Below are 21,797 nucleotides of genomic sequence, written 5' to 3'. Positions count from 1 at the left end.
GCGGCGTTTTCTTTATCGGCGCAAAACCAAGTTCGCGGTCGCGCGCCCCTTTTCCAAAACCACGCGACCGCCTATATTCGCGTTGCCGGCTCTCGGGCCGGCTATGGCGATAAACGAACACCGCAATAAACCAATCGGACCCGGGGGCGGTACCCGGCGCCTCCACCCGAGCCCGTCCGAAGGGCGGGCTCCGGCGGGGGCGAAACAGGATTGACGAGGGCGTAAAGGGTGATTTTTCGCTCGGCATGATACCGCCGTTATCGGGTCAAACCTTATAGTTGCCAACGACAACTATGCTCCGGTGGCCGTCGCTGCGTAATGCAGCGCCCAAACTGGGATCAAAGCCCTAGGGGTTTGCACTTCTAGGCGGGGCCCGGAGGCGCCTGGCAACAGAAGCCTCCACTCTATTTCTCGCGCGGGCGCCGTCGTTTTGGCAAAGCGCGGCTAATGGCGTGATCCCCCACGGGGAGCCGGTTCGCCGGACATGTCATGCTGGAACAACGGCAGTTTGGCGCGACGCAATGGCCCAGGATCTCATTCGCTACGACCTCGTCGTTCAGGACGCCATGCGCGGCGTCATGCGCAAGGTCCTTTCCGACGTTGCGAAAAGCGGTTATCTGCCGGGCGACCATCACTTTACGATCAGCTTCCGCACCGATGCGCCGGACGTCAGGATTTCGCGCCGTCTCGCCGAGCAATGGCCGCATGAGCTGACGATCATCCTGCAGCACCAGTATTCCAATCTCGAGGTCGACGACGAGGGTTTCGGCGTCACCCTGTCCTTCCGCTCCATCCCCGAGCATCTTTACATCCCCTTCGCCGCCGTGACGGGCTTCTTCGATCCTTCTGTCGAATTCGGCCTGCGCTTCGAGGGCGCAGAACCGGAGGAAGATGAGGAAGAAGAAGAGGAAGAGGAAGAGGCTGCGCCCATGCGCCCCAGCCTCGTGACCGCGCATCATCCGGCGTCGGCGGCGCCCGCGGCCGCCAAACCGGCTGCTGCAAAGGCGCAGCCTGAAAAGACGAAGAAGGAAGAGGCGCCGGCGGAAGCCGAAGAGGCGGGCGAGAGCGACGCCAAGGTCATCTCGATCGACGCCTTCCGCAAGAAGACCTGACGGGTCGGGCCTGATGGGCGAAATCGTCAATCTGCGCCGCGCGCGCAAGGACCGCGACCGACGGTTTCGCGAGGACAAGGCCCAGGAAAATCGCATCGCCTTCGGCCGAACGAAGACAGAGCGTGAGCTGACCGCGGCGCAAAAAGACCTCGAAGCCGCGCGGCTGGAGGCGCACAGGCGCGAGACGCCGGACGACCAGGCGTGAAGGACGCGCCCGCGCCGTCCATGCGCGTGATAAAACGCTCCGTCGTCATCGCAGGCCACAGCACGAGCGTCTCGCTGGAGGACGCCTTCTGGCGCGCGCTGAAGGACATCGCGGCGAGGGACGGGCTCTCGCTCGCGGCGCTCGTGGCGCAGGTGGACGCGGGGCGCGGAGAGGCCAATCTGTCCTCGGCGCTCAGGGTGTTCGTGCTGGAGCGGGCGATAGGGCGCGGCGACGAAGATCAGCGCCGCCTCCCGGGACAGTGATTCCCCTTCCGTTCTTCTGTATGCTGCGATGAATCACGAGGAGCAGCCTGTTGACCGATTTCGACGATTACGCGCCCGAGCCCGGCGGGCTCGCCGCCCGCGCCGCCGCTCTGGCGCACGGGCCGCGCTATCTCGAGGGGCTGAACCCCGAGCAGCGCGCCGCGGTCGAGACGCTCGACGGGCCGGTTCTGGTGCTCGCGGGCGCCGGCACGGGCAAGACGCGCGCGCTCACGACGCGCATCGCCCATATCCTGCAGCTCGGCAAGGCGCGCGCCTATGAAATCCTCGCCGTCACCTTCACCAACAAGGCGGCGCGCGAAATGCGCGAGCGCGTCGAGGCGCTGGTCGGCGAAGGCGCGCAGGCCATGCAATGGCTCGGCACCTTCCACGCCATCAGCGCCAAAATCATGCGCCGCCACGCGGAGCTCGTGGGCCTGAAGCCCAATTTCACCATTCTCGACACCGACGACCAGATACGTCTGCTCAAACAGGTTCTGCAGGCCGAGAACATCGACGACAAGCGCTGGCCCGCCCGCGCCCTCGCCATGCGCATCGACGGCTGGAAGAACCGCGGCCTGACGCCCGCGCAGGTTCCCGCGGGCGACGCCGAGAGTTTTGCGAACGGCAAGGGCGCCGCGCTTTACGCGCTCTATCAGGAGCGGCTCAAGATACTCAACGCCGTCGACTTCGGCGATCTGCTGCTCGAGTCACTGCGGCTCTTTCGCGAAAATCCGGACGTTCTCGCGGAATATCAAAAGCGCTTCAAATATATCCTCGTCGACGAATATCAGGACACGAATGTCGCACAATATCTGTGGCTGCGGCTGATTTCGCAGGGGCGGCGCAACGTGTGTTGCGTGGGCGACGACGACCAGAGCGTTTATGGCTGGCGCGGCGCGGAAGTCGAAAACATCCTGCGCTTCGAACAGGATTTTCCCGGCGCGAGGATCATCCGGCTCGAACGCAATTACCGCTCGACCGGCCACATCCTAGCCGCCGCCTCGCATCTCATCGCGCATAACGAGGACCGTCTCGGCAAGACGCTCTTCACCGACGGCGCCGCCGGCGACAAGGTGACGCTCACCGGCGTCTGGGACAGTCAGGAGGAAGCGCGCGTCATCGGTGAAGACATCGAGCAGCTCCACCGAAAAAGCCATTCGCTCGAAGAAATCGCCATCCTCGTGCGCGCGTCCTTCCAGATGCGCGAATTCGAGGAGCGCTTCGTTGAGATCGGCCTGCCCTATCGCATCATCGGCGGCCCGCGCTTCTACGAGCGCATGGAGATCAGGGACGCGCTCGCCTATCTGCGCTGCGTCGCGCAGCCTTCCGACGATCTCGCCTTCGAGCGCATCGTCAATACGCCCAAGCGCGGCCTCGGCGACGCGACGGTTCAGATGCTGCATGAATATGGGCGGCGCGAACGCATCCCGCTGATGCAGGCGGCGCGCGTCCTCGTCGAAACCGAGGAGCTGAAGCCGAAGCCGCGCGGCGCGCTGCGCGCGCTGATCTGCGACTTCGACCGCTGGCGCGAACTCATCGACGTGAAGCCGCAACACGAACTCGCCGAAATGGTGCTCGACGAATCCGGCTACACGGAAATGTGGAGGCAGGACAAGACGCCCGAGGCCGCCGGCCGTCTCGAAAACCTGAAAGAGCTGGTGCGCGCGATGGAGGAGTTCCCCGACCTCGCCGCCTTCCTCGAACATGTCTCTCTCGTGATGGAGGCCGACGAAGCGAAGGAGCAGGAGCGCGTATCGATCATGACGCTCCACGCCGCGAAGGGGCTTGAGTTCGAGACCGTTTATCTCCCCGGCTGGGAGGAAGGGCTCTTTCCGCATCAGCGCTCGCTCGACGAACAGGGCCGCGCCGGGCTCGAGGAAGAGCGCCGACTCGCCTATGTCGGCATCACGCGCGCCAAGCGTCGCGCGAAAATTTTCTTCGCGAGCAACCGCCGCATTCGCGGCCTGTGGCAGCCGACCGTGCCGTCGCGCTTCGTGGACAACCTTCCCTCGGATCACGTCGAGGTGGTCGAGGCGCCGGGCGGCTCGCAATATGGCTCCTATGGCGTATCGCGCTTCGCCAATCTCGACGTCTATGGCTCGGATTATTCGACGCCCGGCTGGAAGCGCGCAAAGGCGGGCGCGACATCCGCCCGGAGCGAACCCGCGCGGGAGACGCGGCCCTCCCGCGCGAAACAGCCGCTGACCATCGATGGAGAAGTGATTTCGCGCGCGTCGACCGCCGGGCGCTACACCGCCGGCGCGCGCGTGCTGCATCTGAAATTCGGCCCCGGAACGGTGGCGGCGGTGGACGGAAACAAGCTCACCGTCGATTTCGACAAGGCCGGAAGGAAAATGGTGCTGGAGAGTTTCGTGCAGGCGGGGTGAGGTCCCTCCTCCCGCCTGCTCATTAGTCTCCACACGTCCCAGAGGAGCATCACCTACGTCCGACGATAGCCGCAGTAACATGCGCGAATGTTTGTTTTTGTAAAACTCCAAAAGATCTTTCTTGCCCTGAAATATCAATCTTTGTAATTTTAAGCATTAGATCTCTGAATTCAAACTCAGCTCCGCTATTAAATTCAGCGGATGCAATAATGGTTCCGAATATAACCTTTCCAAGGGATAATTGGATATCTACTCCGTTACCAAGCCCCACTTTCCGATTGAATTGATAAATAGCATCTGCATCATTTGCAGTTTTCACATACTTGCTCTCACGGCCTGTACTCTCCGCTTGCAAACGCATTTCAGCTATTGTCGCATCTTTGGCTTTAATGGCGGTATCAAGATTTTGAACTGACCCTTCATATCGCATGCTGGAAAACTGGTAACCACCCCAAACGCCAACGGAAACGGCGGCAAAGAAGGTGAGCGGAGCCGTTTTGATGACAGCCCATTCACCTTTTAAGTGATCCCAAAAAAGCTTGAAAGGTTCCATGAGGGGAAGCTACTCGATTCGCTCGGAATTAAAAAAGCACATACCGGCGCCCTTACGTGAGGCGCTGCCTTTCCTCGCTCGTCGCCGAGTTGAAGAACGTTGCGACGACAAACTTGTCCAGTCACTCCAGAGTTTTTTCAATTGCTTAGACTATAAGGATCAGCGTCCCCTCGGCCCAAAGCTCCAGCGCCTCGCCCGCCATTGCGAACAGGTCATCGATTTCATCGGCCGCCGAGAAGCAACCCGTCGCGTCCGGGAAAGTCATGCCATAGGCGCTGTTCTCGTCCTTGTGGACGATGACGATATAGGGCTTCATCGGGGCCAGTCTCTGCTGGGTCCGGGCATCATAACGTCAGCCGCCGGCCTTCGCCACACTCCTGCCATTCGCCATGTGGCGCGCGGGCCACAGTCACCGAATTTCAACCATGACCGGCCGATACTGCGTCCCGGGCCGATTCACATGGGAGACGGGTCGCGTTACAGTTTGTGTAACCGGGGCGGATTGCTTGCGTCTGCGATGCGCCTATCTCCTGTTTCATCCGGCATTCGGAAATCGCGCCGAGAGACGGTTTCACGCGAGGGCGGCCATGCGGGCTTGCGCTTGGTTTTCACGGCATATCTGCGCTTCGGCGGCGGCGATTGCGGCCGTTGTCGCGGCGGCGTCGGCCTCGGCGCAGCAAAATCCGCCTCGCCGGGCCGACTTGTTCGCGCCGCCGGCGGCGATTGCGCTAACCGGCCTCGACAAGGCGCCCACCGCCGAACCTCTCGACCCGATCCTCGCCGCGCCGGCGGCGCCGCCGATCGTCGCCGTGCTCGACGCCCGAGTGCAAATCGTGAGTCCGGAGCCGGATGGCCTCGACCTCGCCTGGCAGCTTCTCGACGACGAGCATCGCGCGGTGGCGCTTGCGCTCGACGACTGGACCCGCGCGCCGGAAGTCGCCCGCGACTCCGAGCGCCGCCGCACGCGCGCGGCCATCGCGGCCGGCTATGCGGCGCGGGGCTTCGCGCCCTTCTGGATCGACGCCAACGGCTGGCGCGAAGGCGCCGCCTCCGCGCTGTCGCGGCTGAAGGACGCCCGCGACGACGGGCTCGATCTTCGCGCCTACAAGCTGCCTTCGGCGGAGAAATCCGCTCCCGACGTCGCGGATGAGCTTGCGCTGTCCGAGGCCGTAGCCGCTTACGCCCTGCAGGCGCGCGGCGGGCGCATCCAGCCCGGGCGCCTCTCGCGTCTCATCGGCGCCAAGACCACTCTGCCGGACCCGGCTCAGGCCGTGGCAGAGGTGGCCGCCGCCGGCTATCGCGCCAGTGAAACATTGCAGGCGTTCAACCCGCCGCACTATGGCTATCAGCAACTGCGCGAGAAGCTCGCCGAACTGCATTCGCAGCGCGCGGCGGGGTTGGCGGGCGCGGAGCGGGTCGCCTCCGCCGAAGAAGGGCTGCAGACCGACGCCGATCCGCCGCCGCTGAAGTCCCGGAAACGCCGCGCCGCGAGTGCGGGGGGCGGCTCGACATCGGCGCTGGAGGCGGAAATCGTCGCCAATATGGAGCGCTGGCGCTGGCTGCCGCGCGACCTCGGCGACGAGCGCATCGAGGTGAACATTCCGGACTTCGAGCTCGCCGTGGTGCGCGGCGGGATGGTCACCCATCGCACGCGCGTCATCGTGGGCAAGGAGCAGACGCCGACGCCGATCTTCTCCGACGAAATGGTGGAGATCATCGTCAACCCCTCCTGGTATGTGCCGCAGTCCATCATCCAGAAGGAATGGCATGGCGGCGTCGGCGCGGGCTATCAGGTGTCCTATCGCAACGGGCAGATGGTCGTGCGCCAGCCGCCCGGCGAGAAGAACGCGCTCGGCCGGATCAAATTCGTCTTCCCCAATGATTTCGCCGTCTATATGCACGACACGCCGTCGCGCGGGCTCTTCGCCGCCTCGCATCGGGCCTTCAGCCATGGCTGCATGCGCGTCGACGATCCCTTCGCGCTGGCGGGAGCGGTGCTCGGGCCGGGGAGCGGCTGGTCCGAGGCGCGCGTGAAGAAGCTCATCGGCCCCAGCGAACGCTACATCAACCTCTCGAAGCCCCTGCCTGTCCACATCCAGTATTTCACCGCTTACGTGGATGAGGGCGGACGGCTCGTGCAGCGGCCGGACCTCTACGGCTATTCGGCGCGGGTGCGGAAGGCGCTGGGCCTGGGGGGCTAGATCACAGCCGCCCGGAAAACAGCACGGCGCAGCCGACGATCTCGATAGAAACATCGCTGAAGCGCTTTTCGAGTTCGCGCTTCAGCGTTCCGGGATCGTCCTGCGTGTTCGAGAAAACGCCCGCCCTGTTGTAATGGGCCATCAGCGCCCTCGCCGCCAAGCTGCGCTCGACCCCTTCGTGCAACAACTGCGATCCGAAAATGACGGCGCCGGGATTCATCAGCGGCTTCAGGAAATCGAACGCCCGCGCCTTGGTCGCCATGTCGCCGGGCAGGCAATGCAGCAGGTAGTTCACGCCGGCCGAATCGAATTTCGCGCCGTCATACGCGATCTCCTCCAGAACATTGCGCACCAGGACTTCCGGCCGGTAACGCGCGATGCGGCGCGAGGCGAATTCGAGCGAATTGGGGTTCAGATCCATCAGCGCGACGCGCGGCGCGGGCGTCGGAAAGCGGCAGCGGTCGAGAAAATAGCCGGAGCCGACGCCGACATCGAGATGATTGCCGCTCACATGCCGGTCGTAATGCGCGAGAAGACGCTCCGTCGGGCATTTCCATATCCAGCGGTTGGACAGGACGAGCACGCGCAGATCGTAGAATTGCAACATTCGCGGCGTGTAAATGGCCTGTCCGGCGTGGATCTGCTCGGGTGTGACGGACACTGAACGGCTCCGCAAAAACAATCGCCGGCGCAAGGGGTGACAAATCGGCCAGCGGCGTGGAAAAGCTTATCTCACATCACACAGAGGTTCGCTAAGCTTCCATGGCTCCCCCGCCCCTACTCGCGCTGCAAGGCGTAATGCTCACCCTCGGCGGCAAGCCGCTGCTCGAAGGCGCGGACCTTTCCGTCGCGCCCGGCGCGCGCGTCTGCCTCGTGGGGCGCAACGGCTCCGGAAAGTCGACGCTCCTGAAAATCGCGGCCGGAGAGATCGAGGCCGACGCCGGAACGCGCTTCCTGCAACCCGGCGCGAGTCTGCGCTATCTGCCGCAGGAGCCGGATTTCTCGGGCTTCGCCACGACGGCCGCTTACGCCGAGGCGGGGCTCGGACCGCTCGACGATCCCCATGTCGCCAGAACCCTGCTGCTCGAACTGGGGCTGACGGGCGAGGAAGATCCGTCGAGACTTTCCGGCGGCGAGGCCCGCCGCGCCGCCCTCGCCCGCGTGCTGGCGCCCGAGCCAGACATTCTGCTGCTCGACGAGCCGACGAACCATCTCGACCTGCCCACGATCCTCTGGCTCGAAGAGAAGCTCGCGTCCCTGCGCTCGGCGATGGTGCTCATCAGCCACGACCGCCGCTTCCTGCAGGATCTCACCCGCGAGACCGTCTGGATCGACCGCGGCCGCGCAAAGCACCTCTCGCGCGGCTTCGGCGAATTCGAGGCATGGCGCGACCGCGAGCTGGAAGAGGAGGAGAAGCAGCAGCACAAGATCGATCGCAAGATCGTCGCGGAAGAACACTGGCTGCGCCATGGCGTCTCCGGTCGGCGCAAGCGCAATATGAAGCGCCTCGCGGGCCTTCACACGATGCGCGCCGAACGGCGCCAGCGCGTGATGCCGACGGGCGACGTGAAGCTGGAGGCGAGCGAGGCGCAGCTCTCCGGCAAGCTCGTTATCGAGGCGATCAAGCTGCGCAAGTCCTATGGCGAGCGGGTCATCGTCGATAATTTCACGACCCGTGTGTTGCGTGGCGACCGTCTCGGCGTCGTCGGGGCGAATGGCGCGGGCAAGACAACGCTGGTCAGCCTTCTCACCGGCGCGCTGGCCCCCGACAGCGGCAAGCTCAGGCTCGGCGCCAATCTCGAAATGGCGACGCTGGACCAGAGCCGCGCGAGCCTCAATCCCGAGACGACCCTCTCCGACGCCCTGACGGGCGGCGGGTCAGACACCGTCGAGATCAATGGCGAACGTCGCCATGTCGTCGGCTACATGAAGGACTTTCTGTTCAAGCCCGAACAGGCGCGCACCCCCATCGGCAAACTCTCGGGCGGCGAGCGCGGGCGGCTGATGCTGGCGCGCGCGCTGGCGAAGCCGTCGAATCTCCTTGTGCTCGACGAGCCGACGAACGACCTCGATCTCGAAACGCTCGATCTGCTCGAGGAAATGCTCGCCGACTATCCCGGCACGCTGATCGTCGTCTCGCACGACCGCGACTTCCTCGACCGCATCGCGACAAGCGTTCTCATGAGCGAGGGCGAGGGCCGCTGGGTCGAATACGCCGGCGGCTATAGCGACATGGTCGCCCAGCGCGGCAAGGGGGTCGACGCGCGCGCCAGCGCCACGCCCGCGCGAGAGGCGCCGAAGGAGAAAGCGCCGCCGCGCGAGAAATCCGCGGCCAAAGCGAAACTTTCCTTCAAGGAGCAGCACGCGCTCACGACGCTGCCGGCGAAGATCGAGGAATTGCGCATGAAACGCGCAAAACTACAGGCGCTGCTGGACGACGCGGAGCTCTATGCGAAAGACCCCGCGAAATTCGCAAAGGCGAGCGAGGCTTTTGCGGCGGTGGAAGCCGAGCTTTCAGCCGCCGAGGAAGAATGGCTGGAGCTGGAGATCAAGCGCGAGGAGGTAGAAGGGTAGCGCGGGCGATGAGCAAAACGAGCGGCCCCGCCATGAGCGGCCCCGCCGCGAGCGCGAGCAGCGCATAGTCGAACTCGCCGGTCGCGCCCTTGATGAGGCCGACGAGGTAAGGGGCGGCGAAGCCCGAAACATTGCCGATCGAATTGATGACCGCGACGCCGACGACGGCGCCCGCGCCCGGAAGGGCGAGCGTCACGAAGCTCCAGAATGTCGGCATGCTGGCGAGCGTGCCGACGGCAGCGACGGAGAGCGCAATCATCGAAAAGAGCGGCGTCGGCGCATAGGCCGAAGCCGCCAGGCCGAGGCTCGCGACGAGCGACGCCAGCACGGTATGCGCGACGCGCTCGTTCTTGCGGTCGGAGCTGCGGCTCCACAGAACCATGGCGAGCGCGCCGAAAACAAAGGGAACGGCCGTAAGGAAACCCGCGGCGACGACATCGACGCCGAAAGCCTTGATGATCTGCGGCAGCCAGAAACCGAGCCCGTAGAGCGCGACGATAATGCCGAAATAGGCGACGCCGAGCGTCAGCACGCGCGGATCGCGCAGAGCGCGCCATGGGCTTTCGTCCACGGGTCCGCCCTCGCGCGCGAGCTCCGCCAGCAGCCAGTCGCGCTCCTGCGGCGTGAGCCATGAGGCGTCGGAGGGGCGGTCGGGCAAATAGAAATAGCACGCGACGCCCAAAAGCATCGCCGGCGCCGCTTCGATGAAGAAAAGCCATCGCCAGCCGGCGACGCCGAAGACGCCGTCCAGCCCGGAGAGGATAAGTCCCGAGAGAGGAGCGCCCACGACGCTCGACAGCGGAAGGGCCAGCAAAAAGGCGCCGATGATGCGCGCGCGCTGCGCCGCCGGTATCCAGTAGGTGAGATAGAGGATGACGCCCGGCGAAAAGCCCGCCTCCGCTACGCCCAGCATCACGCGCAGCACGACGAAACTGGTTCCATCCCACACGAAGGCGGTGAGCGCGGAAACCAGCCCCCAGCTCACCATGATGCGCGCCATCCAGACGCGCGCGCCGACGCGGTGCAGGATGTAATTGCTCGGCGCCTCCAGCAAGCAATAGCCGATGAAGAAGGAGCCCGCCGCCCAGCCGAAGAATTCCGGCGTGAAACCGAGATCCTTGTTCATGGTGAGGGCGGCGAAGCCGACATTCACCCGGTCGAGATAGGCGACGAAAAATGCGGTGACGAGGATCGGGATGAGCCGTCGCGCGACTTTTGCGACCACCCGCTCTCCGTCGATCTCCTGCGCCGTTTGTCGAGCCGAGCGGGCGAGGACGTCCGTCACTAGCGCAATTCGAAGCCGAGCGCGTTCAGCGCCGCGCGCAGCCGGTCACGGCCGCTCATGGCGTCGGTTCCGCGCACGCGCGAAAGCACCTGACGGATCCAGCCCTGTTCGGGGAGGCCCTGCTCCTTCTGGAAATCCTTGAACTTCGCGTCGAGCGTCTCGATCGCCTCGCGCTGCGCGTCGCCCCACTGATACTGTTCACGATGCAGCACCGCCGCCTGACCGAGGCGCGGCTTGACGCCGGCGTTGGCCGCGGGGTCCGGGACGCCGACGGTCATGCCGAAAACCGCGAAGACATTGGGCGGGAGGTTCAGTTCCTTCGCCACTTCCTCGGGCTTGTTGCGCATGGCGCCGATGTAGCAGCAGCCGAGCCCCAGCGCCTCCAGCGCGACGACGGCGTTCTGCGCGGCGAGCGCGGCGTCGACGACGCCGGTCATGAAGATTTCGAGATAGGGAAGCGCGGCGGCGTCGCGGCCCTTCTCGCGCCCGAGATTTTCGAGGCGCGCGAGGTCGCACAGCCAGATCAGGAAAAGCTTGCAGTCACGAATGTGCTTCTGCCCGCCGGCGAGGTCAGCGAGACGAATCTTGCGGTCCTCGTCCTCGACCGCGACGACGCTCCAGACCTGAAGATTGGAGGAGGTGGAAGCCGATTGCGCGGCGGCGACGATGGTCTCCAGCGCGCCGGGCGGCAGGGGCTGATCGAGATAATTGCGGTGCGAGCGATGCGCGAGAATGAGATCGAGCGTGTCGTTCCAGATCGCCGGACGCGGCGAATCCGCACGCCGGTAGCGCTCGAACATGGCGGCGGCGCCGCGCGCGTCGAAAGTGTCGGGGGTGACGGGCTTGTTCATCTGTCTTCCAGGATTTTCTCGGCGGGGCCGTAAATAGCGGCGCCGGGCGCGAGAGCCTGGCGCATGTCCCGGTCAATCTAGCAAGCCGCGAGCGCCGCTCCAAGAACCTCGCGGCGCTGCAGCAATACGTAGACGTTACGCGCGGCCCACCCTCCCAAAGAGGGGGAGGGTGGAGATCGTCATTTCCCGAGCCCGAGCCAGCGCAGGACCTGCCCGCCGATGCCGTCGCTCTTCTCGACTGAGGCCGTGGGGCGCGGCTCGTCGGCCTTCGCGCGGCGCGGCACGAGGATCGCGCGGAAATCGTTGACGTTGGTGCGCGTCGGGCCCGTCACCACCAGATCGCCGAGCGCCTCGAAGGCCGTGAAGGCGTCGTTATTGGCAAAAAGCGCCTTGAGGTCGACGCCCTTCGCTTGCGCGCGCGCGAAACTGTCGGGGGTCATGATGGCGCCGGCGTTGGTCTCGACGCCGTCGATGCCGTCCGTGTCGCAGGCGATGGCCGAAATGTCGCCGAAACCCTCCAGCGCCAGCGTGAGCCCGAGCAGGAACTCCGCGTCGCGCCCGCCCTTGCCATTGCCGCGTACGGTGACCGTCGTCTCGCCGCCGGAGATGATGGCGACGGGCGGCTCGAATGGCTGGCCGTGAAGCGCGATCTGTCGGGCGATTCCGGCATGGACCAGCGCCACGTCGCGCGATTCGCCTTCGAGGTCGCCGAGGATGCAGGGCGTGAAGCCCGCATCGCGCGCGACGGCGGCGGCGGCGTCGAGCGAGCCCTGCGGCGTCGCGATGAGAATGTTCTCGACGCGGTTGAAGATGGCGTCGCCCGGCTTGGGGGTCTCGCAATCAGGGCTGGAGAGGTGCGTCAGCACAGCTTCCGGCGCGTTGATGCCATATTTCCTGATGACCGCGAGCGCATCCTCGCGCGTCGTCGGATCGGGAACGGTTGGGCCGGAAGCGATGACGGAAAGATCGTCGTTCGGCACGTCGGAAATCATCAGCGCGACGACGCGCGCGGGCGCGGCCGCAGCGGCGAGCTTGCCGCCCTTGATGGCCGAGAGATGCTTGCGGACGCAATTCATCTCGGAAATATTGGCGCCGCTCTTCAGCAGCGCCTTGTTGACCGCCTGCTTTTCTTCGAGCGTCACGCCCTCGGCCGGAAGCGCCATCAGCGCCGAGCCGCCGCCGGAGATCAACGCCAGCACGAGATCGTCCTCGGTGAGGCCCTGAACCTTCTGCAGGATGCGCTTCGCGGCCTCGCGGCCGGCGGCGTCGGGGACCGGGTGCGAGGCCTCGATCACCTCGATCTGCTTCGTTTCCGCGCCATGCTCGTAGCGCGTGACGACGAGGCCTTCGAGGGGCCCGCCCTTCCAGTGCTTTTCGACCGCCGCCGCCATGGAAGCGGCCGCCTTGCCGGCGCCGATGACGATCGTGCGGCCCTTGGGCGGCGTGATCTTCTCGAGATGCTGCGGCAGGCAGACGGAAGGATGCGCGGCGCCGACGGCGGCGTCGAACATGGCGCGGAGTAGCTGGCGGGGATCGTCAGACATTGGTTCTTTCCGAGAGAAACTTTCGGGATTTGCGGCATGCCGCCCCAAAAAACCTCCCCCGCGTCGCGGGAGAGGGAGTATCGGCGATCAGCGTTAGCGGAAACGCTGGCGCGGCGCCCCGGCCATTTTCCCCTTCTGCGAGGAAGGTCGGAAGAGGCGCGGAGGCGTTTTTTACGCCTCGGCCATCGCGTTGGCCTTTTCGATCAGCGCTTCGGCCATGCGGATCGAAGCGATGTCGATGAGACGGCCGTCGAGCGACACAGCGCCCTTGCCTTCCTTCGCGGCCTGCGCCATCGCGTCGAGAATGCGACGGGCCTTGGTGACTTCCGCCTCGGAGGGCGTGAACACCTGGTTGGCCAGCTCGATCTGCGACGGATGAATCGCCCACTTGCCTTCATAGCCGAGCACGGCGGCGCGCTTGGCGGCGGCGATGTAGCCTTCCGGATCGTTGAAGTCGCCGAACGGGCCGTCGATCGGACGCAGGCCGTAGGCGCGGCAGGCGACCATCATGCGCGTCTGCGCCGCGTGCCACTGGTCCATCCAGAAATACTCGCGGGCGCCGTCCTTGTCCTTGTCGGACAACACGCCGTAATCCGGGTTCACGCCGCCGATGACGGTGGTGCGGGCGCGGGTCGACGCGGCGTAGTCGGCGACGCCGAAGGACATCGCCTCGAGGCGCTTCGACGACTGGGCGATGGCTTCGACGTTCGCCATGCCGAGGGCGGTCTCGATCAGGATTTCGATGCCGATGCGCTTGGTGCGCTTCTTGTACTGCTCGATCTGCGTGATCATCATGTCGATCGCGTAGACGTCGGCCGGCACGCCGACCTTGGGAATCAGCACCACGTCGAGACGCGGACAGTTCTCGAGCACGTCGACGACGTCGCGGTAGCAGTACTGCGTGTCGAGGCCGTTGATGCGCAGCGTCATCACCTTCTTGCCCCAATCGATGTCGTTGAGGCCCTGGATGATGTTCTTGCGCGCCTGCTCCTTGTCGTCGGGCGCAACCGCGTCCTCGAGGTCGAGGAAGATCTGGTCGGCCTTCGACTGCGCGGCCTTCTCGAACATGCCCGGCGCCGAGCCCGGCACGGCGAGTTCGGAGCGGTGCAGGCGCGGCGTGGCCTGCTCGATCAAAGTGAAGCTCATATCAATTCCCCTTCTGTTGGAGTTATTAGCCGGTGGCCCCGAGGCCAGCGGCGATGCAACTGATCGAAATCAGCAGAGGCACTTTCACTTCCTCTTTCGCTGCTTCGTCCTGCGCGGATCGGAACCGGCGCAGCAATTCCACCTGCTCGCGGTTCACTTCATTGATGGTCTGCAGACGATGCGACAGACGCGCCTGATATTCCTTGAAGCGGTCGCACAATTCGGCGCTGCCGGTGACGCGCAGCACGATGTCGCGCGTCAGCGCATATTCGTCCTCGATCGCTTTGAAGACCTTTTCTCGCACGGCTTCGTCCTCGACGAGGCTGGCGTATTGCCGGGCGATGGAGATGTCGACGAGCGCGAGAGTCTTCTCCACCTCGTCGAGAATGAGGCGGAAGAGGCGTGAATGTTCGAACATGCGGCGCAGAAGTTCGAGCCCGCGGTCGCCGCGCGCGTCGAGAAAGGCTTTCAGGCCCGAGCCGACGCCATACCAGCCGGTGATCGAATGGCGGTTCTGCGCCCATGCGAAGACCCACGGGATCGCGCGCAGATCGGCGAGGCTCTTTGCGCCGAAGCGGCGCGCCGGGCGCGAGCCGATGTTGAGCAGCGAAATTTCCTCGAGCGGGCTCGCCGCCTGAAAATAGACGACAAGGTCCGGGTCGCCGACGAATTTCGCGTAGGACGCGAAGGACGCGGCCGAAATTTCGTCGAGCGCCGCGTCGAATTCGGCGTGCGGCGCCAGCGCTTCCTCACGTTCCGACTTCAGCGCATGGGCGAAGACCGACGAGGCGAGCAGCTCCATCTGATAGGCCGCCGTTCCGCGGTTGGCGTATTTGAAGGAGACGACCTCGCCCTGCTCCGTTACGCGGAAGCGGCCGCGGATGGAGCCCGCGGGTTGCGCGGCGATGGCGTGCCCCGTCGGCGCGCCGCCGCGTGAAACCGAGCCGCCGCGACCATGGAAGAAGGCGATCGCGATGTCCATCTCGCGCCCGACCTCGGTGAGGCGCGCCTGCGCCTTGAACAGCTCCCAGTTCGACGAGAGGAAGCCGCCGTCCTTGTTGCTGTCGGAGTAGCCGATCATCACTTCCTGAAGATCGCCCTGCGATTGCGTGCTGCGGCGCACGACCGGAATCTGCAGCAGGTCGCGCATGATCGCGGGCGCCGCCTGCAGATCGGTGATGGTCTCGAAGAGCGGCACGATCGGCAGGGTCACATGGTCGACGCCGGCCTTGTCGGCGAAGAGACCCGCCTCTTTCGCGAGCAGGTAGACGCCCAGCACATCCGACGCCGACGACGTCATCGACAGAATGAAGCTGCCGAAGGCCTCACGGTCGAGCCGCGCGCGCAGGTCGGCGACAACTTCGAACATCTCGATCACGTCGCGCGTCTCGGGCGAAAGGCTGTCGCGCGGAATGGGCGCGCCGCGCGGCGCCGAGAGTTCGGCGAGCAGCCATTCCCGCCACTCGGGCGACTGCCTTTCAGGCGGCGTCTCGCCTCCGGTTTTCACGCGCCAGATTTCGTGCAGCGCCTGGGTGGTGCGGGTCGTATTCTGGCGGATGTCGAGACGCACCGTGCTGAAGCGGAAGATCTCCACCGCGCGGCGGAACGGCCGGACGAGATCATTCGCCAGCGCGTCGCTCTTGATCTCCTTCAGCGCGGCTTCGAGCAGCAGGAGATCGCCGATCAATTCGTCGGCGCTGCCATAACGCGGCCCGGCCGTCGGCTCGTCCTTCGTGGCGAGGAGCGTTTGATCGATCTTGCGCAGGACGGTGGTGACGTATTGGCGATAGGGCTCGTTGTGATTGCGCGCGGCGATCGCCGCGCCGTCGGGAAGCTGCTCGAGGCGGCGGGCGAGCTCCGTGCGGAAAGCGTCGGGAATCGTCGTGGCGCGCTCGCTGATCGAGAGCGCGCGAATGAGATCGACGACGCGGCTGCGATAGTAGTTCAGGCTCGCCGTGGCGTTGTCGCGCATCGTGCGGCGCGTCACCTCATTGGTGACGAAAGGATTGCCGTCGCGATCGCCGCCGATCCAGGAGCCGAACTGGAAGAAGGGCGTGACCTCGAATGTTTCGTTGGGGTAATGGCGCTTCAGCGCCCGCTCGAAGGAGGAGAGAAGCTCGGGCGCGAGGTCGAAAATGCTCTCCTGGAAGAAGTGCTGGCCCCAGGCGACTTCATGTTCGACCGTCGGCTTTTCCAGATGCAGCTCGCCCGTGAGCCACAGCAGTTCGACCTGATCGTAGATCGACTTCACCAGCGCCTCGCGCTCGCGGTCGGTCCAGCGCGTGGATTCGAGTTCGCGCAGCAGCAGATAGATGCGGCGGTATTTTTCGAGGATCGAGACGCGCTTGGCTTCGGTCGGGTGGGCGGTGATGACAGGGCGAATGCGCAGCGTCTGCAGCTGCGCGTGAAGCTCTTCCGGCGTCACGCCGGCGGCCGCGGCGCTGGAAAGCACATAGTCGAAGGTGCCGAGCAGCTTGTCGTGGCCCTTTTCGCGCTCGATGCGCCGGCGCCGGCGCATGGCGTAGGCCTGTTCGGCGATGGAGACGAGCTGGAAGATGATGCCTTGCGCCTGAAGCGCGCGCGCCATCTGCTTCGGCGCAAGGCCGGCCCCGGCTTTCGAGTCGCGCACGACGGCCTCGATCTCCGGCATGTGACGGTGGATGACGGCCAGCAACTGATCGCGCAGGAAGGCCGACGCCTCCGTGACCGAACGCGTCGCGAAAGCGGACGGCAGAGCTGTCGGGGCGGCGCTGCTGATCTTCTGTGTCTCGGCGGTCATGGGAACTCCCTGCGCGTGCGACGCCATCGTCGATGCGGCGGTTCGGTTCGCCCCCGTCTCGCCCGCGTGCGGGAAAGACGGGTCTGGCGAACCTCGGGACGGCGGCGGCTACGCCGCCTATATCCGTCAGTCGTTGGCGCGAAGCCGGCGCGTCAGGCGCGCTTGAGAACCTTGGCGACGGTCGTGCCGAACTCGGCCGGATTCGGCGCAACGGTCAGACCGTAGGACTTCATGATCTCGGTCTTCTCCGCCGCGCTGTCGCCCGTCGCGGAAATGATCGCGCCGGCGTGGCCCATGCGGCGACCCTTCGGCGCCGTGAGGCCGGCGACGAAGCCGATCACGGGCTTGGAGAAATTCTCCTTGATCCAGGCGGAGGCCTCAGCCTCCTGCGGGCCGCCGATCTCGCCGATGAGCAGCACGGCCTCGGTCTCCGGGTCCTTGTCGAAGAGGACGAGGTGGTCGAGGAAGGAGGAGCCGTTGATCGGATCGCCGCCGATGCCGACCGAGGTCGAGATGCCGAGGCCCAATTCCTTGAGCTGCGACGCCGCCTCATAGCCGAGCGTGCCGGAGCGCGAGATGAGGCCCACCGAGCCCTTCGCGTAGATGTGGCCGGGCATGATGCCGAGCATCGCCTTGCCCGGCGAGATGATGCCGGCGCAGTTGGGGCCGACCATCATCGGACGGCGGTCCTTGGGGAAGCGCAGGAAATAGCGCTTCACCTTCATCATGTCCTGCGCCGGAATGCCGTCGGTTATGGAGCAGATGAGGCGGATGCCCGCGTCGGCCGCCTCCATGATCGCGTCCGCGCAGAAAGCCGGGGCGACGAAGGTGATCGACGCCTGCGCGCCGGTCGCCTTCACCGCTTCCTTCACCGTGTTGAAGACCGGAACGCCGTGATGGGTCTTGCCGCCCTTGCCAGGAGTGACGCCGGCCACGACATTGCTGCCGTATTCGATCATCTCTTTGGCGTGGAAGCTGCCCTTGTCGCCGGTGATGCCCTGGATGAGGATGGGCGTTTTTTCGTCGATGAGAATGCTCATGATGTCGTTCCCCGGCGATTATTTCGTGCTCAGATAGGCGGCGACGGCCTTCTGGGCGGCGTCGGCGAGCGTATCGGCCTGGATGATCGGAATGCCGCTCTCGGAAATGATCTTCTTGCCGGCTTCGACATTGGTGCCGGCGAGACGCACGACGAGCGGGACTCCCTCGAGCTTCTCGGCGCGCACCGCGTCGACGACGCCCTGCGCCACCCAGTCGCAGCGGTTGATGCCGGCGAAGATGTTGACCAGCACCACCTTCACGCGGCGGTCGGACAAAACGAGGCGGAAGGCGGTCGCGACGCGCTCGGGCGAGGCGCCGCCGCCGACGTCGAGGAAGTTCGCCGGATTGCCGCCGGCGTGCTTGATCATGTCCATGGTCGCCATGGCGAGGCCCGCGCCATTGACGATGCAGCCGATCTCGCCGTCCAGGCCAATGTAATTGAGGCTGTGCTCGGCCGCCTGCGCCTCGCGCGGGTCGCTCTGCGAGGGATCGTTCATGTCGACGATGTTGCGGCGACGGAACAGCGCATTGTCGTCGAAGGACATCTTCGCGTCGAGCGCGAGAACCTTGTCGTCCTTGGTGATGACGAGCGGGTTGATCTCGAGCATGGTCGCGTCATTGTCGCGGAAGGCGCGATAGGCGCCCATGATCGTCTGGACCGCGCGCGACACCTGCTTGAGATTGAGGCCGAGCTGGAAGGCGAGTTCGCGCGCCTGAAACTGCTGGAGGCCGACCGCCGGCTCGACGATCACCTGAAGCAGCTCGTCCGGCGCGGTGCGGGCGATCTCCTCGATGTCCATGCCGCCGTGCTTGGAGGCGATGACGCGCACGCGCTCCAGTTTGCGGTCCAGAACGTAACCGAGATAGATCTCGCGCTCGAAGGGATCGGCGACCTCGACATAGACGCGCTGGACCGGCTTGCCCTCGGGGCCCGTCTGCGACGTGACGAGCCGCTTGCCGAGGAGATCGCGGGCCGCCTGCTGCACTTCATGGTAGGTACGGCAGAGCTTCACGCCGCCCGCCTTGCCGCGCGCGCCGGCGTGGATCTGCGCCTTCACGACCCAATGCGAGCCGCCGAGTTCGGTGGCGGCGTAGACCGCCTGGTCCGGGCTGAACGCCACGGTGCCCGGCGGGATCGCCACGCCATGGCTCGCCAGAATTTCCTTGGCTTGATACTCGTGGACGTCCATCTCGGTCCTCCCCTCGCAATGCTTTTGTCGCGCGGCTGAAATCAGCCGCCGATCTTGTCTTTCACCGTCTGGTAGACCGCTTCGGTCTCCGTCGCCGCCTTGGCGAGCAGCGCATTGACCTCGGCGAGCTGCTTCTCGGCGAAGTCGCGGTCCTTGATCGACTTGGCGTTGATGAAGACGTTGAGCGCGCAGGAACGCAGGCCCGCATTGGCCGCCAGCACGGCGACGCCGGCGTCGCTGATGACGTTGAGATTGCCCTTGTCGGCCGCTTCCTTCGAGAGAGCGATGACGTCGTAGCAGATCTTGCAGGTGTGCAGCGGCGCGAGCGTCGCGGCCTTCAGCGCGGACTGGATCGCTTCCGAACGCTTCGCCTTTTCCTCGTCGGTCGCGCGGGGCAGGCCATAGGCGCCCATCAGCGTGTTGAAGGCGACCACGTCCTCGTCGATCCCCCTGGTCAGCTCGGCGCGCAGCTCTTCGGCCTTCGCGAGCGTCTTCTTGAGATCCTCGGAGACGGCCTCGTAGTTCTTCTTGCCGATCGTGAGATTGCAGACCATCGACACGAGCGCCGCGCCCATGGCGCCGGAGAGCGCCGCCGCGCCGCCGCCGCCCGGGGTCGGCGCGTCGCTGGCGAGTTCGTCGAGGAATTTGCCGATCGTTTCGTTCTTAGCGCTCATGTCAATCCTCGAAATCAGGCCAGTTCTTTCGCCTGGGCGTAAATGTTCTCGCAGTCGAACACCTGGTCGGCGCTCTCGAAGAGCTTTCCGACGCATTCGCGATGCAGCTTCAGCTTGAGGCCGCCGAGGCCCAGCGCGCCGATGACGATCTTGCCATGGCGCTCCTTGGCCTTGTCGATCGCCTCGACGCCGCCAATGCCGAGCGGCGGTTGTGCGTTGCAGTCGGCGATGAGTTCGATCGTCGGATCGTTCTGCCAGTCCTTTTCGTCGAGCAGCGGCACGCCGATGGCGCCGGCCGCGAAGACGATCTGCGAGCCCTTCACGGCCTGCGCGCGCGCGGCGTTGTCCACGGCCTCGATCGCCGCCGGCAGGAAGCCGAAGCGCTCTTGAATGGCCTTGGCGGCGGCGTCCGCGCGCGACTGCTGTCGCGAGGTGATGGCGACTTCCGCGCCCTCGATGTTCAGCATCGCGGCGGCGCGCATGCCGACGGGGCCGGTGCCGGCGAGCACCACGGCCTTTTTGCCGGCGAGCGGCTTCGCCTTGGCGAGCAGCGCGACGCCGGCCGCGGCCGTCGTGTTGGAGCCGTTCGAATCCAGCATGGCGGAGACGCGGAAGTTGGAGAAGAAGCGCTTCTTCACCGCCTTGAACACCGCCTCGCCGGCGGTCATGGAGCCGCCGCCGACGAAGATCGCCGTATATTGCTTCTCCTTCGGGCCGCGCGTGTAGATGCAGCCGTCGACGAGCGCGCCGACGTTCTCCGGGTTCACGCCGCCATAGCCGATGATGCGATCGGCGCCGCCGTCATATCCCACAACTGTGTCGAAGACGCTGGGAACGGGATCGGTGTCGAAGAGGAAGAGAAGTTTCTTGGTCATTTGCGTCTCGTTCTATTTGTGGCCGCGGGCGGGGCCGGAAGCGTCATTGCCGCCACAGCGGGCCAATCGAATTCCCAGAAGCGGCGCTCAAAACCGTCGCCGCTTCGTTTCTTGTCGGCGTCGCGCCTTACGCCGTGACGACGTTGCGCGGGCTGCCGGCGACGAAGGCGTCGATATTGTCGATCAGCTGGTCCGAAAGCACCTGCATCGCCTCCTTCGAGGCCCAGGCGACATGCGGGGTGATGATCAGATTCGGGATCGTCGGATCGAGCAGGATGTTGCCGTTCTTCGGCGGCTCGACAGTGAGAACGTCGAGGCCCGCGCCGGCGATCACGCCCTTGCGCAGCGCGTCGGCGAGCGCCTCCTCGTCGATGATGCCGCCGCGCGCGGTGTTGATGATGCAGGCGGACTTCTTCATCGACGCGAGCTCCTTCGCGCCGATCATGTTCTTCGTCTGCGGGGTCAGCGGAATGTTCAGCGTGACGACATCGGCCTCGCGCAGGATCGTTGCGACGTCGACCTTGCCGGGAATGTCCATGACGTCGTTGACGAGCACCTTCATGCCGAGCGCCTCGGCGCGCCTCTGGACTTCCTTGCCGAGCGCGCCATAGCCGATGATGCCCAGCGTCGAGCCGGCGATGTCATAGATCGGATAGTCGAAATAGCAGAACTGGTTGGCGTATCCCCAGCGGCCCTGGCGCACCGAATTGTAATAGTTCACGAGATTGCGGCGCAGCGCGAAGAGCAGCGCGAAGACATGCTCGGGCAGCGTGTTGAAGGCGTAGTTGCGGATGTTCGAGACCGTGATTCCATTGGCCGTCGTATAGGCCTTGTCGATCACGTCCGTGCCGGTGGCGGCAACCGCGATCAGCTTCAGCTTCGGAAGCTGCTTCAGGGTCGCCTCGCGCAGCGGAACCTTGTTGGTGATGATGATGTCGCAGTCCTTCGCGCGCTCGACGATCTGGTCGGGGCTGGTCTGCGCATATTCCGTATATTCATGCGGGAAATTCGGCTTGCGCACATTGGCGTCGAGCGTTTCGCGATCGAGAAAAACGATTTTGTGCGACATGAACTTCCCCCGGTTCTTTTGCTTTTTTCAGCGCTTTTTTCCGCGGCG

19 protein-coding genes and 1 other RNA gene are annotated in these 21,797 nt (G+C 65.1%); 7 read left to right on the top strand and 13 right to left on the bottom strand.

Annotated features, from left to right (window positions below):
• Window positions 1-45 precede the first annotated feature (45 nt).
• The 5 genes from ssrA (at window position 46) to MET49242_RS17760 (ending at window position 3,967) form a co-directional block, all read left to right on the top strand.
• Window positions 46-404, top strand: a transfer-messenger RNA (tmRNA) gene (gene ssrA, locus MET49242_RS24440).
• 117 nt (window positions 405-521) lie between these two features.
• Window positions 522-1,112 (top strand): SspB family protein, encoded by a 591-nt coding sequence (locus tag MET49242_RS17775; RefSeq protein WP_036284942.1) that lies wholly within the window; start codon window positions 522-524, stop codon window positions 1,110-1,112.
• Window positions 1,113-1,125: 13 nt separating this feature from the next.
• On the top strand, window positions 1,126-1,317 hold the full coding sequence (locus MET49242_RS17770) for a DUF4169 family protein (RefSeq protein WP_036284939.1): 192 nt from the start codon (window positions 1,126-1,128) through the stop codon (window positions 1,315-1,317).
• On the top strand, window positions 1,314-1,580 hold the full coding sequence (locus MET49242_RS17765) for a ribbon-helix-helix domain-containing protein (protein ID WP_370635048.1): 267 nt from the start codon (window positions 1,314-1,316) through the stop codon (window positions 1,578-1,580). Before MET49242_RS17770 ends, MET49242_RS17765 begins: the two co-directional genes overlap by 4 nt.
• Window positions 1,581-1,630: 50 nt before the next feature.
• Window positions 1,631-3,967 carry an ATP-dependent helicase gene (locus MET49242_RS17760; RefSeq protein ID WP_036284937.1) on the top strand — a complete coding sequence of 779 codons (2,337 nt, stop codon included), beginning with the start codon at window positions 1,631-1,633 and terminating at the stop codon, window positions 3,965-3,967.
• 49 nt (window positions 3,968-4,016) lie between these two features.
• Here the strand turns inward: MET49242_RS17760 and MET49242_RS25210 are convergent, their stop codons facing one another.
• Both MET49242_RS25210 and MET49242_RS24435 read right to left on the bottom strand, forming a co-directional pair.
• Window positions 4,017-4,520, bottom strand: coding sequence for a hypothetical protein (locus tag MET49242_RS25210; protein WP_144259680.1), 504 nt, complete (start codon window positions 4,518-4,520; stop codon window positions 4,017-4,019).
• A 145-nt stretch (window positions 4,521-4,665) separates the two neighbouring features.
• A complete protein-coding gene (locus tag MET49242_RS24435) occupies window positions 4,666-4,836 on the bottom strand; it encodes a type II toxin-antitoxin system HicB family antitoxin (RefSeq protein WP_084679178.1) in 171 nt (56 codons plus the stop codon).
• A gap of 271 nt (window positions 4,837-5,107) precedes the next feature.
• Here MET49242_RS24435 and MET49242_RS17750 point away from each other — a divergent pair, with 271 nt between their 5' ends.
• Complete coding sequence (locus MET49242_RS17750) at window positions 5,108-6,721, top strand: L,D-transpeptidase family protein (RefSeq protein WP_036288616.1); 1,614 nt, start codon at window positions 5,108-5,110, stop codon at window positions 6,719-6,721.
• 1 nt (window position 6,722) lies between these two features.
• Here MET49242_RS17750 and MET49242_RS17745 read toward each other — a convergent pair whose 3' ends face one another.
• A complete protein-coding gene (locus MET49242_RS17745; RefSeq protein ID WP_036284934.1) occupies window positions 6,723-7,382 on the bottom strand; it encodes a class I SAM-dependent methyltransferase in 660 nt (219 codons plus the stop codon).
• A 101-nt stretch (window positions 7,383-7,483) separates the two neighbouring features.
• On the opposite strand from MET49242_RS17745, the gene MET49242_RS17740 reads away from it, so the two are divergent.
• Window positions 7,484-9,295, top strand: a complete 1,812-nt coding sequence (locus MET49242_RS17740) for an ABC-F family ATP-binding cassette domain-containing protein (RefSeq protein ID WP_036284931.1) — start codon at window positions 7,484-7,486, stop codon at window positions 9,293-9,295.
• On the opposite strand, the gene MET49242_RS17735 is transcribed toward MET49242_RS17740, so the two are convergent.
• The 10 genes from MET49242_RS17735 to MET49242_RS17690 all read right to left on the bottom strand — a co-directional run bounded on the left by MET49242_RS17735 (window position 9,270) and on the right by MET49242_RS17690 (window position 21,749).
• Entirely contained in the window at window positions 9,270-10,580 is a 1,311-nt protein-coding gene (locus MET49242_RS17735; protein WP_051134292.1) for an MFS transporter, read from the bottom strand. The genes MET49242_RS17740 and MET49242_RS17735 overlap by 26 nt on opposite strands.
• Window positions 10,580-11,431 carry an NADPH-dependent oxidoreductase gene (locus MET49242_RS17730; RefSeq protein ID WP_036284928.1) on the bottom strand — a complete coding sequence of 284 codons (852 nt, stop codon included), beginning with the start codon at window positions 11,429-11,431 and terminating at the stop codon, window positions 10,580-10,582. The genes MET49242_RS17735 and MET49242_RS17730 overlap by 1 nt, the downstream gene beginning before the upstream one ends.
• 179 nt (window positions 11,432-11,610) lie before the next feature.
• The gene (locus MET49242_RS17725) at window positions 11,611-12,975 is read right to left on the bottom strand and encodes a glycerate kinase (RefSeq protein ID WP_036284926.1); all 1,365 of its coding nucleotides are present in this window, start codon (window positions 12,973-12,975) and stop codon (window positions 11,611-11,613) included.
• Window positions 12,976-13,146: 171 nt separating this feature from the next.
• Window positions 13,147-14,121 carry a CoA ester lyase gene (locus tag MET49242_RS17720; protein ID WP_036284923.1) on the bottom strand — a complete coding sequence of 325 codons (975 nt, stop codon included), beginning with the start codon at window positions 14,119-14,121 and terminating at the stop codon, window positions 13,147-13,149.
• 25 nt (window positions 14,122-14,146) lie between these two features.
• On the bottom strand, window positions 14,147-16,900 hold the full coding sequence (locus tag MET49242_RS17715) for a phosphoenolpyruvate carboxylase (protein WP_036284920.1): 2,754 nt from the start codon (window positions 16,898-16,900) through the stop codon (window positions 14,147-14,149).
• A gap of 152 nt (window positions 16,901-17,052) precedes the next feature.
• Window positions 17,053-17,940 (bottom strand): succinate--CoA ligase subunit alpha, encoded by an 888-nt coding sequence (sucD, locus tag MET49242_RS17710; protein ID WP_036284916.1) that lies wholly within the window; start codon window positions 17,938-17,940, stop codon window positions 17,053-17,055.
• An 18-nt stretch (window positions 17,941-17,958) separates the two neighbouring features.
• Window positions 17,959-19,131: a malate--CoA ligase subunit beta gene (locus MET49242_RS17705; RefSeq protein WP_036284914.1), complete on the bottom strand. Its 1,173-nt coding sequence runs from the start codon at window positions 19,129-19,131 to the stop codon at window positions 17,959-17,961.
• A gap of 41 nt (window positions 19,132-19,172) precedes the next feature.
• Window positions 19,173-19,805 (bottom strand): methenyltetrahydrofolate cyclohydrolase, encoded by a 633-nt coding sequence (gene fchA / locus MET49242_RS17700; protein WP_036284911.1) that lies wholly within the window; start codon window positions 19,803-19,805, stop codon window positions 19,173-19,175.
• A gap of 14 nt (window positions 19,806-19,819) precedes the next feature.
• The gene (locus tag MET49242_RS17695) at window positions 19,820-20,680 is read right to left on the bottom strand and encodes an NADP-dependent methylenetetrahydromethanopterin/methylenetetrahydrofolate dehydrogenase (protein WP_036284908.1); all 861 of its coding nucleotides are present in this window, start codon (window positions 20,678-20,680) and stop codon (window positions 19,820-19,822) included.
• 127 nt (window positions 20,681-20,807) lie between these two features.
• The gene (locus MET49242_RS17690) at window positions 20,808-21,749 is read right to left on the bottom strand and encodes a D-2-hydroxyacid dehydrogenase (RefSeq protein ID WP_036284905.1); all 942 of its coding nucleotides are present in this window, start codon (window positions 21,747-21,749) and stop codon (window positions 20,808-20,810) included.
• Window positions 21,750-21,797 lie beyond the last annotated feature (48 nt).

The organism is Methylocystis sp. ATCC 49242, assembly GCF_000188155.2.
Taxonomy (GTDB): domain Bacteria; phylum Pseudomonadota; class Alphaproteobacteria; order Rhizobiales; family Beijerinckiaceae; genus Methylocystis.
The sequence above is the reverse complement of the archived record's forward strand: the minus strand, read 5'-3'. Positions and strand labels throughout refer to the sequence as shown.